This window comes from Brevundimonas sp. AC546, assembly GCF_979258305.1.
The window spans coordinates 1,396,636-1,410,487 of record NZ_OZ409849.1; the positions used below are offsets into that span (position 1 = coordinate 1,396,636).

Annotated in this window: 19 protein-coding genes; 15 read left to right on the top strand and 4 right to left on the bottom strand. The window is 66.0% G+C overall.

The window, feature by feature from the left end:
- The first annotated feature begins 192 nt into the window (after positions 1-192).
- Together ACZZZD_RS06890 and ACZZZD_RS06895 are read left to right on the top strand one after the other, a co-directional pair.
- The gene (locus ACZZZD_RS06890; RefSeq protein ID WP_463433831.1) at positions 193-1,005 is read left to right on the top strand and encodes a uracil-DNA glycosylase; all 813 of its coding nucleotides are present in this window, start codon (positions 193-195) and stop codon (positions 1,003-1,005) included.
- An 85-nt stretch (positions 1,006-1,090) separates the two neighbouring features.
- Positions 1,091-2,776 carry a lytic transglycosylase domain-containing protein gene (locus tag ACZZZD_RS06895; protein ID WP_463433832.1) on the top strand — a complete coding sequence of 562 codons (1,686 nt, stop codon included), beginning with the start codon at positions 1,091-1,093 and terminating at the stop codon, positions 2,774-2,776.
- On the opposite strand, the gene ACZZZD_RS06900 is transcribed toward ACZZZD_RS06895, so the two are convergent.
- The 3 genes from ACZZZD_RS06900 to ACZZZD_RS06910 are packed head-to-tail and all read right to left on the bottom strand — an operon-like array spanning position 2,773 to position 3,970.
- Positions 2,773-2,904, bottom strand: coding sequence for a hypothetical protein (locus tag ACZZZD_RS06900; protein WP_463433833.1), 132 nt, complete (start codon positions 2,902-2,904; stop codon positions 2,773-2,775). The genes ACZZZD_RS06895 and ACZZZD_RS06900 overlap by 4 nt on opposite strands.
- Before the next feature lie 58 nt (positions 2,905-2,962).
- A complete protein-coding gene (locus tag ACZZZD_RS06905) occupies positions 2,963-3,619 on the bottom strand; it encodes a glutathione S-transferase family protein (protein ID WP_463433834.1) in 657 nt (218 codons plus the stop codon).
- 30 nt (positions 3,620-3,649) lie between these two features.
- A complete protein-coding gene (locus ACZZZD_RS06910; RefSeq protein ID WP_463433835.1) occupies positions 3,650-3,970 on the bottom strand; it encodes a DMT family transporter in 321 nt (106 codons plus the stop codon).
- Positions 3,971-4,123: 153 nt separating this feature from the next.
- On the opposite strand from ACZZZD_RS06910, the gene purB reads away from it, so the two are divergent.
- The 5 genes from purB to ACZZZD_RS06935 all read left to right on the top strand — a co-directional run bounded on the left by purB (position 4,124) and on the right by ACZZZD_RS06935 (position 8,261).
- Complete coding sequence (gene purB / locus ACZZZD_RS06915) at positions 4,124-5,422, top strand: adenylosuccinate lyase (protein ID WP_463433836.1); 1,299 nt, start codon at positions 4,124-4,126, stop codon at positions 5,420-5,422.
- 5 nt (positions 5,423-5,427) lie between these two features.
- Positions 5,428-6,159: a 2OG-Fe(II) oxygenase gene (locus tag ACZZZD_RS06920; RefSeq protein WP_463433837.1), complete on the top strand. Its 732-nt coding sequence runs from the start codon at positions 5,428-5,430 to the stop codon at positions 6,157-6,159.
- Entirely contained in the window at positions 6,156-6,680 is a 525-nt protein-coding gene (locus ACZZZD_RS06925; RefSeq protein ID WP_463433838.1) for a DNA-deoxyinosine glycosylase, read from the top strand. Before ACZZZD_RS06920 ends, ACZZZD_RS06925 begins: the two co-directional genes overlap by 4 nt.
- A complete protein-coding gene (gene purU, locus ACZZZD_RS06930; RefSeq protein ID WP_463433839.1) occupies positions 6,680-7,522 on the top strand; it encodes a formyltetrahydrofolate deformylase in 843 nt (280 codons plus the stop codon). The genes ACZZZD_RS06925 and purU overlap by 1 nt, the downstream gene beginning before the upstream one ends.
- Positions 7,523-7,628: 106 nt before the next feature.
- Positions 7,629-8,261 carry a fasciclin domain-containing protein gene (locus ACZZZD_RS06935; protein ID WP_463433840.1) on the top strand — a complete coding sequence of 211 codons (633 nt, stop codon included), beginning with the start codon at positions 7,629-7,631 and terminating at the stop codon, positions 8,259-8,261.
- Between the two features lie 186 nt (positions 8,262-8,447).
- Here ACZZZD_RS06935 and ACZZZD_RS06940 read toward each other — a convergent pair whose 3' ends face one another.
- Positions 8,448-8,771 (bottom strand): DUF1476 domain-containing protein, encoded by a 324-nt coding sequence (locus ACZZZD_RS06940; protein ID WP_426019842.1) that lies wholly within the window; start codon positions 8,769-8,771, stop codon positions 8,448-8,450.
- Positions 8,772-9,059: 288 nt separating this feature from the next.
- On the opposite strand from ACZZZD_RS06940, the gene purC reads away from it, so the two are divergent.
- From purC to purQ, 8 genes are read left to right on the top strand one after another with little or no spacing between them, the layout of a single operon-like run.
- A complete protein-coding gene (purC, locus tag ACZZZD_RS06945; RefSeq protein WP_159849540.1) occupies positions 9,060-9,818 on the top strand; it encodes a phosphoribosylaminoimidazolesuccinocarboxamide synthase in 759 nt (252 codons plus the stop codon).
- Positions 9,818-10,054, top strand: a complete 237-nt coding sequence (gene purS / locus ACZZZD_RS06950) for a phosphoribosylformylglycinamidine synthase subunit PurS (RefSeq protein ID WP_463433841.1) — start codon at positions 9,818-9,820, stop codon at positions 10,052-10,054. Before purC ends, purS begins: the two co-directional genes overlap by 1 nt.
- Positions 10,055-10,098: 44 nt before the next feature.
- Positions 10,099-10,359 (top strand): AbrB/MazE/SpoVT family DNA-binding domain-containing protein, encoded by a 261-nt coding sequence (locus ACZZZD_RS06955; RefSeq protein WP_463433842.1) that lies wholly within the window; start codon positions 10,099-10,101, stop codon positions 10,357-10,359.
- Positions 10,356-10,760 carry a type II toxin-antitoxin system VapC family toxin gene (locus ACZZZD_RS06960; RefSeq protein ID WP_463433843.1) on the top strand — a complete coding sequence of 135 codons (405 nt, stop codon included), beginning with the start codon at positions 10,356-10,358 and terminating at the stop codon, positions 10,758-10,760. Before ACZZZD_RS06955 ends, ACZZZD_RS06960 begins: the two co-directional genes overlap by 4 nt.
- Before the next feature lie 28 nt (positions 10,761-10,788).
- A complete protein-coding gene (locus ACZZZD_RS06965; protein WP_463433844.1) occupies positions 10,789-11,268 on the top strand; it encodes a YbhB/YbcL family Raf kinase inhibitor-like protein in 480 nt (159 codons plus the stop codon).
- Positions 11,269-11,321: 53 nt separating this feature from the next.
- Positions 11,322-12,530, top strand: coding sequence for an MFS transporter (locus ACZZZD_RS06970; RefSeq protein ID WP_463433845.1), 1,209 nt, complete (start codon positions 11,322-11,324; stop codon positions 12,528-12,530).
- Between the two features lie 38 nt (positions 12,531-12,568).
- A complete protein-coding gene (locus tag ACZZZD_RS06975) occupies positions 12,569-13,075 on the top strand; it encodes a hypothetical protein (protein ID WP_463433846.1) in 507 nt (168 codons plus the stop codon).
- Between the two features lie 56 nt (positions 13,076-13,131).
- A complete protein-coding gene (purQ, locus tag ACZZZD_RS06980) occupies positions 13,132-13,794 on the top strand; it encodes a phosphoribosylformylglycinamidine synthase subunit PurQ (protein WP_463433847.1) in 663 nt (220 codons plus the stop codon).
- The last annotated feature ends 58 nt before the right edge of the window (positions 13,795-13,852 follow it).

Consider the following 13,852-nt stretch of genomic DNA (forward strand, 5'->3'; position numbering starts at 1 on the left):
CTCGCGCTCGACGCCGTCCAGCGCCTCCAGCGGCGGCAGATTGTCGATGATGGCTTCCTGACGGGCGTTCTCCGCGCCGCCTTCGATGGCTTCTTCGGCCATGATTTCCCCTGAATCCCGGTTGTCCGTGTGGTTATGCCGCTTATCGGAAGGTGACGCGAGGGCGGTCAAGGCTTATCGGTAGCCCGAGACATGAACGCGCAACCCCACGACATCGCTGCAGTCGAAAGCCTGCTCGCCTTCTGGCGGGATGCGGGGGTGGACGCCTGCTATGGCGCCGCGCCCGTCGATCACACCCATGTGGCCCCGCCGCCGGCGGTAAAAGCCGTGCAGAAGGCGACCGCCTCGGTCGTCACGCCTCTGGTCGGCGTCAACGCCGAGGACGCCATCGCCGAGGCGCGGCGACTGGCGGCGGGCGCGGCGACGCTTCAGGATCTGGCGGCGGCTGTTGCGGCGTTCGAGGGCTGCCCCCTGCGCGGCATGGGCGCCACCCAGTCGGTGTTCGGGCGCGGCAATCCCAACGCCTCGGTCCTGATCATCGGCGAAGGCCCCGGCGGGGACGAGGACCGGATGGGCCAGCCCTTCGTGGGCCAGGCAGGTCAGTTGCTGGACCGGATGCTGGCGGCGGCGGGCCTGACCGACAAGGTCTTCATCACCAACACCGTCTTCTGGCGCCCGCCCGGCAATCGCACCCCCAGCCCGCAGGAGCAGGCGGTCTGCGCCCCGTTCGTCGAACGCGCCTTCGCCCTGTTGCAGCCCAAGGCCGTCCTGCTGCTGGGCGCGGCCTCGGCCAAGTCCGTACTTCAGGCCGAAGAGGGAATCATGAAGCTGCGCGGCAATTGGAAGGAATGGCGTCTGGCCGAGGGCGCAGTGTCCGCCCCCGTCATGCCGACCCTGCATCCGGCCTTCCTGCTGCGTCAGCCCCAGGCCAAGCGTCAGGTGTGGAGCGACCTGCTCTCGCTGGCCGTTCGCCTTGAAACGGACTCGGTTGAAGAACAAGGCTAATCGCTGCATGCTCGCATGCTGACGACCGATCGCCATACACGCGCTTAGTAGCTTACGCGCGTCGCCAACGAGGGGGCCGCCGCTTATGATTCTGTTCCGCCGCGCGATCCTCGCGCCGACGCTTGCTGTCGCGATCAGCGCCCTGGCGGGCGCGGCCATCGCCGAGACGCCTTACGCATCAACGGCCGGATCGAGCACCAGTTCCACACGCCCCACGGCGCTCAGCTCTGCGGACCGCATCTCCTACACCACCGCCTTCGACGCCCTGCGGCGCGGCGACATCGAGACGGCTCGCGCCTCGGCGCGTCAGGCGCAGGACCGGGTCCTGCTGGGTCAGGTCGAGTTCGAAAGCCTGTTCCACCCCGACCATGTCGCCACATATGAAGAGCTGACGGCCTGGCTGGAGACCTATTCCGACCTGCCCTGCGCGGATCGCGTCTATACGCTGGCCCTGCGTCGTCGCCCCGACGGCGCGCCCGAGCCGGTTCGGCCCGGCGGCGTGATCGGCCGCACCTGGAACAGTCTGGTGACGGCTGTCTCGGGCGGCGGCGGGGTCGACGATCCGGCGAAGGCGGCGCGCGTCGCCTATAACAACGACGACCTGACCGGCGCCTCGGCCATGGGCCGTCAGATCGGCGATTGGTGGACGGTCGGCCTGGCGGAATGGCGGCTGGGTCAATTCCACGAATCCTTCGCCGCCTTCGAACGCGTCGCCAACGATCCCACCGAAGACCCCTGGGTCCGCGCCGGCGCCGCCTACTGGACCGCGCGCGCGGCCGGTCAGTCGGGACGTCAGGATCGTGTGACCGACTATCTGCGCCTTTCGGCCCAATGGCCCGCCACCTTCTATGGTCAGATCGCCCTGCGTCAGCTGGGCGAGGAGCCGACCATCGAGAACATGGGGCCGCGCGCCTATGAGGCCGAGCCGCGCCTGCGTCGCGCCGCCTATGTGCCCCAAAGCGCCGCCGTCGAGCCGACCGCGCTGGAAGCCTTCGTCCAGGCCGACGCCCGCGCCAAGCGCACCGTCGCCTTCTATGAGGTCGGCCGCCGCGCCGACGCCGAGACCGAGCTGCGTTCCGGCCTGCGCACCGCCGTCGGCGACGCGGCCAAGATGTGGACGGCCCTGGCGCGCGCCATCATGCCCGTCGGCAATGCGGACGCGACGCGCATCGACGCCACCCGCTATCCGATGCCGGACCTTGCGCCCGAAGGCGGCTTCGTCATCGAGAAGTCGCTGGTCTATGCGCTGGCGCTGAAGGAAACCGACTTCAATCCCAACGCCCGCTCCAGCGTCGGCGCCTATGGGCTGATGCAGGTGATGCCGACGACGGCGGCCGAGATGACGGGGGATCGCAGCTTCGTTTCCGACCCGTCCAAGCTGCTGGTCCCGGCGGTGAACATGCGTCTGGGCCAGACCTACATCAACCGGATGCTGGCCCTGCCGGCCTTCCAGGGCGACCTGCTGCGGGCCGTGGCCTCCTATAACGCCGGGCCGGGACCGATGCTGGCGGCGGTGCGCAAGCTGGGGCCGGACGCCGATCCCCTGCTGCTGATCGAGACCATCGACGTGCCTCAGGCGCGCGATTATGTCGAAAAGGTCATGGCCAGCTACTGGATCTATCAGCGCCTGTTCGGCGGCCCGCTGAAGACGCTGGACGCCCTGGCGTCAGGCGCCAAGGCCGTGCCCATGGCTCTGGACTATGTCGCCCCGCCGCCCCAGGCCGAGCCGGTCCTGATCGCCGAAGCGACCACCGTCGCCGGCGCGCGCTAGAAGACCGTAAACAGCAGGCTGGCCCAGAAGGCCGCGCCGATCAGGGCCGCCAGACCATAACCCATCACCGGATGAATACCGCGCGAGGCGGTTTCGGCCGGTTCGGTCCGCAGGGTCGGGCTCTTCATGCCTCCACAGATAACGGCGTCCGCTTAACGCAGCGTCAGCCGGGATGGTTGTCGCCTGTTAAGGCCCCGTCAAAGCCAAGGCGTCGGCCTCCCACTGGCGAAAGTCAGGATGCGCCAACAGGGCGTCGGCATAGGCCTGGGCCGTCCCGTCGTCGCCGTGGGGCGCCAGGTTCAGCTGGAAATGGCGAATGCGTGCAGCGACCGGCGTGAAGAAGGCGTCCGGCACGGACCATTCTCCGAACAGATACGGCCCGCCGCCCCCGAACCGGTCGCGCATCCCCCGCCACAGTTCGACGATGCGGCGCAGGTCCTTGTCCAATCCCGGATGGTGCGGCGTGGGGGCCCGGCTGGGGCCGACCATCCAATGATCGGGGCCCGTCGAACAGGCGGTCCGCAAGGCAGTGAATCCGCCGTGCATCTCGCAGGCCGCAGACCGCGCCAGCCAGCGCGCATGGGCGTCGGCGGGCCAAAGCTGCGCCTCGGGATAACGTTCCGCCGCCCAGACGGCGATGGCCATCGAGTCCCAGATGACCTCGCCGTCGACCTTCAACACCGGCACGAGGCCGGATGGCGAATGCTCACGAAGGCGGCGATCGGTGTCCGGCTGGTTCAGCGGCACGACGATCTCGTCGAACTGCGCGCCGCAGTGTTTCAGCACCAGCCAAGGCCGCAGCGACCATGTCGAATAGGCCTTGTCTCCGATCACCAGTTCCATGTCGTCCTCACCTTGGAAACGTGGCGACCATCAATGGCTGGACGCCAGCTTCAGCACAACCAGGCCCGACACCACGAGGGTGACGCCCGCGATCCGTAGTGGTGTCAGCGGCTCGCCCAGGAACAAGGCTCCGACCACAAAAGCGCCGACCGCCCCGATGCCGGTCCAGATGGCGTAGGCCGTGCCCAATGGAAGGGTCTTCATCGCCACCGACAGCAAACCGAACGAGCCGATCATGAAGACAACCATGCCCACGGTCGGCCACGGCTTGGTGAAACCCGCCGACGCCTTCATCAAAACGGCCCAGACGATTTCAAGAAGACCGGCGAGAAGAAGAAAAATCCAGGCCATGACGTGCTCCCTTGCATGGCGAGCCGGGTCGTCCCGGCGGTCATGCCCGATGAAGGGAGAGGTCGTCCTCTGAGCCGATATCTGGGACAGGCTGGCGGGAAGTCAAGCGACGAACCTTGACTCTGAAGCCCTTGAGACCGACACGACCCGCCCATGATCACGCGCTATTCCCGCCCCGTCGCCGCCGCCCTCTGGTCGCAAGAGATCAAGTACAAGATCTGGTTCGAGATCGAGGCCCATGCCGCCACCAAGATGGCCGAGCTGGGCGTGATCCCGCAGGAGGCGGCGGACGCCATCTGGGCCAAGGGCAAGGACGCGACCTTCGACGCCGACCGCATCGACGAGATCGAACGCACCACCAAACACGACGTCATCGCCTTCCTGACCCATGTGTCGGAAATCGTCGGCGAGGAAGCCCGCTTCCTGCATCAGGGCATGACCTCGTCGGACGTGCTGGACACCTGTTTCGCGGTGCAGTTGGCGCGCTCGTCGGACTTGCTGATCGACGGCGTCGACCGGGTTCTGGCCGCGCTGGAGACCCGCGCCAAGGAGCATAAATACACCCCGACCGTCGGCCGCAGCCACGGCATTCACGCCGAACCCGTGACCTTCGGCCTGAAGCTGGCCGGCTATCATGCGGAGTTCCAGCGCGCCAAACGCCGCCTGATCACGGCCAAGGAAGAGATCGCCACCTGCGCCATCTCCGGCGCCGTCGGCACCTTCGCCAACGTCGATCCCGCCGTCGAACAATATGTCGCCGACAAGATGGGCCTTCAGGTCGAGCCGGTCTCGACCCAGGTCATCCCGCGCGACCGTCACGCCGCCTTCTTCGCCGCACTGGGCGTCGTCGCCTCGTCGGTCGAGCGGCTGGCGGTCGAGATCCGCCATCTGCAGCGCACCGAGGTGCTGGAAGCGGAAGAGTTCTTCGACAAGGGCCAGAAGGGCTCGTCGGCCATGCCGCACAAGCGCAACCCTATCCTGACCGAGAACCTGACCGGCCTTGCCCGTCTGGTCCGCTCGGCCGTGACGCCCGCGATGGAGAACGTCGCCCTGTGGCACGAGCGGGACATCAGCCACTCGTCGGTCGAGCGCGGCATCGGCCCCGACGCCACCATCCACCTGGACTTCGCCCTGCAGCGTCTGGCGAACGTGGTCGAACGGCTGAATGTCTATCCCGAGAACATGCAGAAGAACATTGACCGCCTTGGCGGTCTGGTTCACTCGCAACGGGTCATGCTGGCCCTGACCCAGGCCGGAATTTCGCGCGAAGACGCCTATGCCGCGGTGCAGGAGAACGCCATGAAGGTCTGGCGCGGCGAAGGGGTCTTCATCGACTTCCTGAAGGCGGACGACCGCGTCACCCTGCCCGCCGAACAGTTGGAAGCCCTGTTCGACCTCGACTATCACACCAAGAACGTGGACGTGGTGTTCAAGCGGGTGTTCGGAGACTGAAGGCCATGAGCGAGCGCACGATCCGGCTCAATCCCCGGCTCGACCCCCGCGACTATGCGGCGGCCTATGCGCGCGACGGCATGGTGCAGGTGCCCGACCTGCTGGACGAGGAGAGCGCCGAATGGCTGGCGCTGGCGCTGGAACACGACACGGCCTGGAGCCTGGCCTTGCCGACGGCGAGGGGCGGTGAGTTGATATCCCCCCCGGAGATCGCCGCGCTGGGGCGGGACGCGCTGAACGCCCGTGTGCAGGACGCGTTGAGGAAAGGCCGCGACGGCTTCTCCTTCATCTATCTGGCCTATCCCGTCATCAAGGCCTTCCTGACCGGCGAGGACCAGGGTCATGCAACCCACGTCTTGATCCAGTTCTTCAACGACACGCCATTCATCGAATTCGCGAAGGCCGTGACCGGCGAAGCCGAACTGACCAAGATCGACGCCCAGGCGACCTGGTTCCGTCCAGGCGACTTCCTGACCCTGCACGACGACACCGACCAGGGTCAGCGGCGAGCGGCCTACACCCTGGGCCTGTCGCGCGACTGGCGCTCCGACTGGGGCGGTCAGCTGATGTTCCACGACGCGAACGGCGACATCGAGCGCGGTTTCAAGCCCGGCTTCAACGTCTGGACCGTGTTCAAGACGCCGCGCATGCACTCCGTCGCGCCGGTCGCCGCCTATGCTGGCGGCAAGCGCCGCTCGATCACCGGCTGGCTGCGCGACGACCCGCCGGTCAAGTGACGGACCGCTCGACCGGAGCGCGCAGGCGAGGCTTCGCCCCCGTGGTCGATGTGGAGACCCGGCTGCTGATCTTGGGATCCTTGCCCGGCGACGCCTCGCTGAAGGCGGCTCAGTATTACGCCCATCCGCGCAACGGTTTCTGGCCCCTGATCGGCGGGGTGCTGGGCGAAGACCTGGTCGCCTTGGCCTATGAGCAACGGCTCGAACGGTTGAAGGCGCACCGCGTCGGCCTGTGGGATGTGATCGCCTCGGCGGAACGGTCGGGTAGTTTGGATGCGGCGATCCGGTCGCCGGAGGCGGCCGATCTGCGGGGCTTGGTCGAAAGTTTGTCGAACCTGCGGGCCGTCGCCTTCAACGGCGGGCTGGCGGCGAAGCTGGGGCGGCGTATTCTGGCTGATGTCGAGGGTGTGGAACTGGTCGATCTGCCGTCATCCAGCCCCGCCCATGCAATATCTTTGTCGGCAAAGGCGTACAGCTGGGCCATACTGGGGAAGTTTCTCCCGGATAAGCCTGCCGCCTGATGATCCTGACCCTTTCTTGCCCCGACCGCCACGGCATCGTCGCGGCCGTTTCCGCCTTCCTGCTGGAGCGGGACGCCAACATCTCCGACGCGCAACAGTTCGGCGACGCCTCCAGCGCCACCTTCTTCATGCGGGTGGTGTTCGAGCCGGCGGACGGCGACGCCGAGACCGCAATCCGCGACGCCTTTGCGCCCCTGGCCGACCGGTTCGCCATGGATTGGACCCTGCGAGGTCCTGCACCGCGCAAGGTGATGATCCTGTCGTCAAGGTTCGATCACTGTCTGGCGGACCTCCTGTACCGCTGGCGGATCGACGAACTGCCGATGCAGGTGACAGCGGTCGTGTCGAACCATCCGCGCGCCCAGATCGGCCATGTCGATCTGGGCGACTTGCCCTTTCATCACCTGCCGGTCAGCGCCTGCGACAAGCCGGCGCAGGAGGCCGAGCTTCTGCGGCTGATCGAGGAAACGGGCACGGAGCTGGTCGTGCTGGCGCGCTACATGCAGGTTCTGTCCGACGATCTCAGTCGCAGATTGGAAGGACGCTGCATCAACATCCATCACTCCTTCCTGCCGGGCTTCAAGGGCGCGCGCCCCTATCATCAGGCCCATGCGCGCGGGGTGAAGGTGATCGGCGCCACCGCCCACTATGTCACGCCCGACCTGGACGAAGGCCCCATAATCGAACAGGACGTGGAGCGGATCAGTCACCGCGACACGCCCGAAGATCTGATCCGCAAGGGGAGAGATATAGAGCGCCGCGTATTGGCGCGGGCTGTTCGTCGCCATCTGGAAGACCGCGTTTTGCTGCACGGCACAAAGACGGTGGTGTTCGAAGATTGAATGGTGAAGCTGCGATGTCTTGACGCGGGCAATGCATCCACTTCGCGGTTCCAAACGTAACGTTCCCGTTACCGCCTTGAGAGCGGCCCAAAGGGAACGAAACACAATGACCAAGCTTCGCAATCTCATGCTCGTCGCCGTATCCGGCGGCGCGCTGATGGCGCTCGGCGCCTGCGGCAACAACGAACCGGCCGCCACGACCCCGGCTGAATCGACGGCCATGGCCCCGGCCGAGGGCGCCGCCATGGCCCCCGCGACCGATCCGATGGTGGGCGGCGCTGCGATGAGCCCCAACGAGACCATCGTCGCCAACGCCTCCAAAGCTTCCAACCTGACCACGCTGGTGTCGGCTGTTCAGGCCGCGGGCCTGGTCGAGACCCTGCAGGGCGCGGGTCCCTTCACCGTCTTCGCACCTGACAACGCCGCCTTCGAGAAAATCCCTGAAGCGACCCGCACCAGCCTGATGCAGCCGGCGATGAAGGCTGACCTGACCAAGATCCTGACCTATCACGTCGTCGCCGGTCGCCTGACGGCCGCCGACATCGCCGCCCAGGCCCAGGCCAACGGCGGAACCGCCACGCTGAAGACGGTTCAAGGCGAGGAACTGAAGGTCTCGGCCGGCCCGAACAACACCTGGGTCATCACCGACGCCAAGGGCGGCAAGTCCACCATCACCCAGGCGGACGTGGGCCAATCCAACGGCGTGGTTCACGTCGTGGACACGGTTCTGATGCCGTAAAAATAAAATGCGGTCTCACCCATTTCGGGCTGAAACCATTTTCCAGCGCCCGTGTTATTGAGGGGCGCGAGACGCACAGTACGCCGGGTGAGACATCCCCCAACGTCCCCGGCAAAAAAGAAAGGGCCGCACTTTCCCCCGGGTGCGGCCCTTTCGAATTCTCGGATCAGCCTGAAGGCCAGACGATTACTCGCCCGCGCGGATGCCTTCGCGCGCGATGGAGGCCAGTTCGTCGATCTTGGAGCGAATCTCGCCTTCCGACACCGACAGGCCCGAGGCCTTGAAGTCGCCGGCGACCTTGCGGAAGACGTCCTCGTCGCCCGGCTGTTCGAAGTCGGCGCGCACGACGGCGGCGGCGTACTGATCCGCGCTCTCGCTCGACAGGCCCATCTTTTCGGCAGCCCACAGGCCCAGCATCCGGTTGCGCCGGGCGATGGCCTTGAACTCCTGCTCCTGATCGAGGGCGAACTTGGCCTCGAAGGCCTTTTCCCGATCGTCGAAGGTCGTCATTTCGCTCAGCATAGCTCCGTACGCCCCGCTAACGTCGGGGCAACGGCCGTCTATAGACCGCCCGTCCATGAACGCAACCTGACTTCAGTCGGGTGGACATCCTGTCCCCATCCATTGCACGGCCGCCATCCTCATTTGTATCGGGGGCCGCCTTCGGCTAAGGAGACGCCGAACGAGATTGACTGCCCGAACGATTCCGAAACGCGCCGCCAGGACCGGGTCTTCCCCATCCATAAATGGCCGCGCGATTTTTGTTTCTGGAGGGCGCCCGTAAGCCGGGACCGGACCATGAACAGCAAGCGCAAGAAGATCTACGAAGGCAAGGCCAAGATCCTGTACGAAGGACCCGAGCCCGGCACCCTGATCCAGTATTTCAAGGACGACGCCACTGCGTTCAACGCGCAGAAGAAGGCCGTCCTCGAAGGCAAGGGCGTGGTCAACAACCAGATCAGCGAATTCATCATGTCGCGCCTGAACGGCATCGGCGTGACCAACCACTTCATCAAACGCCTGAACCTGCGTGAGCAACTGATCCGCGAAGTCGAGATCATTCCGCTGGAAGTCGTCTGCCGCAACATTGTCGCCGGCTCGATGAGCCAGCGCCTGGGCATCGAGGAAGGCACGCCCCTGCCCCGCTCGATCATCGAATTCTACTACAAGAAGGATGAGCTCAACGACCCGATGGTCACCGAAGAGCACATCACCGCCTTCAACTGGGCCTCGACCCAGGAGCTGGACGACATGCTGGCCATGACGGTGCGCGTGAACGACTACCTGTCGGGCATGTTCGGCGCCGTCGGCATCACCCTGGTCGACTTCAAGATCGAGTTCGGCCGCGTCTGGGAAAACGACTTCAGCCGCGTGCTTCTGGCCGACGAGATCAGCCCCGACAGCTGCCGCCTGTGGGACACCACCACCGGCGAGAAGCTGGACAAGGATCGCTTCCGCCGCGACCTGGGCAATGTCATCGAAAGCTATACCGAAGTCGCGCGTCGCCTGGGCATCATGAAGGGCATGCCGACGGTGATCCAGGGAGGGCTGCACTAATGGCCAAGGTCAAGGTTCACGTCTTCCTCAAGCCCGGCGTCCTGGACGTCCAGGGCAAGGCCGTCGAAGGCGCCCTGCAGGGTCTGGGATGGTCGGGCGTCTCCAACGCCCGCGTCGGCAAGCTGATCGAGTTCGACCTCGCCGGCGCCGAAGATCCGCAAGGCGAGGCCAAAAAGATGTGCGAGCAACTGCTCGCCAATACGGTGATCGAAGGCTACCGCATCGAGGCGACCTGATATCGCCCGTTGAATGTAATGCATGATCGCATTACATTGACGGAATGACCACGCTGACCGTCACGAGCCGAGGCCAGGTCACCTTCCGCAAGGAGGTGTTACAGCACCTCGGCATACAGCCAGGGCAGAAGATCCGTCTGGATCTGCTGCCTGACGGCCGCGCGGAGCTGAGCGCCGAACAGCTGACCGGCTCATGGTCCGACCTATCGGGGTACCTGAAGGGGCGGACGAACGGCGCGCGCCTCTCTATCGAGGAGATCGGCGCCCTGACCGCGCAGGCCGGATCGGAACCCGAGCGGTCGTGAACATCACCGCCGACACCAACGTCCTCTTGCGGGCCGTCGTCGGCGACGACGAAGATCAGCAGCGTCTGGCGATCGACGCCCTGGAGACCGCAGATCGGGTCGCGGTCAGCACCCAATCCCTGTGCGAGTTCGCCTGGGTTCTGGCGCGGGGCTATCGCGCTTCTCGCGAGGACATCGCCACCGCCATTCGTCGCCTTCTGGACATGCACAACATATCGGTGGATCGCCCCGCCGCAGAGGCCGGTCTCGCCGTTCTGGAAGCGGGCGGTGATTTCGCGGACGGCGTCATCGCCCATGACGGCCAATGGCTGGGCGGGGAAACCTTCGTCTCTTTCGACGTTCAGGCGGTGCGGCTGTTGGATCGCAGCGGCGTGAAAGCGCGCCTCCTGTCCGCCGCCTGATTTCTGCATCCCGAGGAAGCCCCTTCAGATGACTTTCACCCTCACCTCCACCGACATTCAGGACGGCGGCGTGCTGCCGGACGCCCAGGTTCATGCCAAGGGCAACCAATCGCCGCAGCTGGCCTGGTCCGGCGCGCCGGAGGGGACGAAGAGCTATGCGATCACCTGCTATGACCCCGATGCGCCGACCGGCTCGGGCTTCTGGCACTGGACGGTGGCGAATATTCCCGCCGATGTGACCGAACTGGCGGCCGGGGCGGGGTCATCCGGCGGTCATCTACCGCACAGCGCGATCCAGGGCCGCACCGACTTTGGCCAGGCCGGTTTCGGCGGCGCCGCCCCGCCTGCGGGCCATGGTCCGCACCGCTACATCTTCACCGTCTTCGCCGTCGATGTGGAAAGTCTGGACGTCACGGCCGACAACTCCGGCGCCGTGTTCGGGTTCAACCTGCATTTCCATACCCTGGCCAAGGCCTCGATCACGGCGACCTACGAAAACAAGGGCTGATCAGGGTCGCCGCCCTTGTCGTGTCATGAACGCTGATTAGGTTGCAACGCAACATGACAGACGCCGCCCTCGACACCGCTCTTCCCGTCCGCTCGCGCGGGGCGGTCGCCCTCGTGCTGATCGCCTTGGCCATGGGCGGGTTCGCCATCGGCGTGACCGAGTTCGCGGCCATGAGCATACTGCCCGACTTCGCCGCCGGCCTGGGCGTCGATGCGCCCACCGCCGGTCATGTCATCAGCGCCTATGCCGCCGGCGTCGTGGTGGGGGCGCCGATCCTGGCGGTGCTGGGGGCGCGGCTGCCGCGCTGGCATCTGCTGATCGGCTTCATGGCCCTGTTCGCCGTCGGCAATGTGCTCAGCGCGCTGGCGCCTACCTATGGCTGGATGCTGGTGTTCCGTTTCCTCAGCGGCCTGCCGCACGGCGCCTATTTCGGAGTGGCGGCCCTGGTCGCGGCCTCCATCGTGCCGCTGCATTTTCGCACCCGGGCGGTCTCGACGATCCTGATGGGGCTGACCGTTGGAACGGTGCTGGGCGTGCCTGTCGTCAACATCATCAGCCATGCTTATGGATGGCGCTGGACCTTCGCCATCGTAGGCGTGCTGGCCGTGATCACCATGGCTCTGGTCGCCCTGTTCGCCCCGCGCGATCCGGCCCATCCCGACGCCAGCCCCTGGCGAGAGCTGGGCGCACTGAAGCGGGGGCAGGTCTGGCTGACCTTGGGCGTCGGCGCCGTGGGTTTCGGCGGCATGTTCGCGGTCTATGCCTATCTGGCCTCGACGCTGCAGGCGGTGACGGGCGTGGGGGCCGAGGTCCTGCCCTGGGTTTTCGCCGTGTTCGGCGTCGGCATGTTCCTCGGCAATATCCTGGGCGCCTGGGCGGCGGACCATGTGGGGTTCAAGGCGGCCGGCGGCCTGCTGCTGTGGAGCGCGGCGGCTCTGGCGCTGTATCCCATGGCGGCGTCGAACCTGTGGGCGGTGATGGGGGTGGTCTTCCTGATCGGCGGCGGCGGCGGCCTGGGCTCGGTGTTGCAGACGCGGCTGATGGATGTCGCCGGCGACGCCCAGACCCTGGCGGCGGCGCTGAATCACTCGGCCTTCAACACCGCCAACGCCATCGGCCCCCTGCTGGGCGGCATGGCGATCGCGGCCGGTTACGGCTGGACCTCGACCGCCTGGGTCGGCGTCGGCCTGTCGCTCGGTGGGTTCGCCATCTTCCTGGTCGCCTGGCTGACAGGGCGGCGACGTCCGATGGCGGCTGTCTGAAAATCCGCTAGAGTGCGGCTCCCGCTGAGGATCCGTCGATGCCCAAGCCGAGCCTTAAGCTGAAGACGGGCGATATCGTCTCGCCCTGGCCTGCCTATCGCTGGATTCCGTTCGGCATCCTGTCGCTGGGGCTTTGGGGCATGCTCGGCTTCGCACCTGTCATGCTGTTCCTGATCTATCTGGAGAAGGGCGAGGAGGTCACCCGGACCTTCCAGGGCGAAGGCCTTCGGGTCTGGCTGATCTGTATCGGCGTCTGGCTTGCGGCGCTCGCGGCCGCCGTCGGCGCAGGAATATTGCTGATGCGACGGCGCGTCATCGCCGAGCCGGACGGCGTCACCTTGCAAGGGCGGTTCGGGACGACCCGCCATTACCTTGGTAAGGGGTTGGTCAGCAGCCAGACGGTCTATTCCATCGCCGGCCTCATGCAGGGCGTCATCCATCTCAGATATGCCGATGGGAAACGCCGTACGCTGGACGGGGCCGGATTCAGCCAGATCGATCTGGGCCGGATCACCCAATATCTGGATCGCATTCGCCAACCTTGACGCGCGCGAGACGTGACGCCTGACAAGCCGATCGAACCCTGCTAAAGGGCCGCGCCATGAGCGCAGCCGTCATCGTCTTCCCCGGTTCCAACTGTGATCGCGACTGCAAGGTCGCCGTCGAACGCTCCACCGGCGAGCCCGTCTCCATGGTGTGGCATGCGGAAACCGAACTGCCCAAGGGTCTGGACTTGATCGTCATTCCCGGCGGCTTTTCCTATGGCGACTATCTGCGCTGCGGCGCCATGGCGGCCCAGTCGCCGGTGATGCAGGCCGTCAAGAAGGCGGCGGACGAAGGCGTCGCCGTGGTCGGCATCTGCAACGGCTTCCAAATCCTGTGCGAGGCCGGCATGCTGCCCGGCGCCCTGCTGCGCAACAAGGGTCTGAAATACGTCTGCAAGCCCATCGCCCTGACCGTCGCCAACGGCCAGACCCGCTTCACCGCCGGCTATCAGGGCCAGGCAGAAGTGACCATGACCCAGGGCAACGGCGACGGAAACTTCTTCGCCGACGCCGAGACCCTGGCCCGGATCGAGGGCGAGGGCCAGGTCGTGTTCCGCTACGTCGACAACCCCAACGGCTCGGTCAACGACATTGCGGGCATCCAGAACGCGCGCGGCAACGTCCTGGGCATGATGCCCCACCCCGACCGCGCCTTCGAGGCTGAACTCGGCTCCGCCGACGGCGCCACGCTGTTCCAAAGCATCTACGCGGCGGCTTGACGGCAATCGCGAGACGGCGAGCATCAGACGTTGACGTCCGTGCCTCACTGCCTCTCGC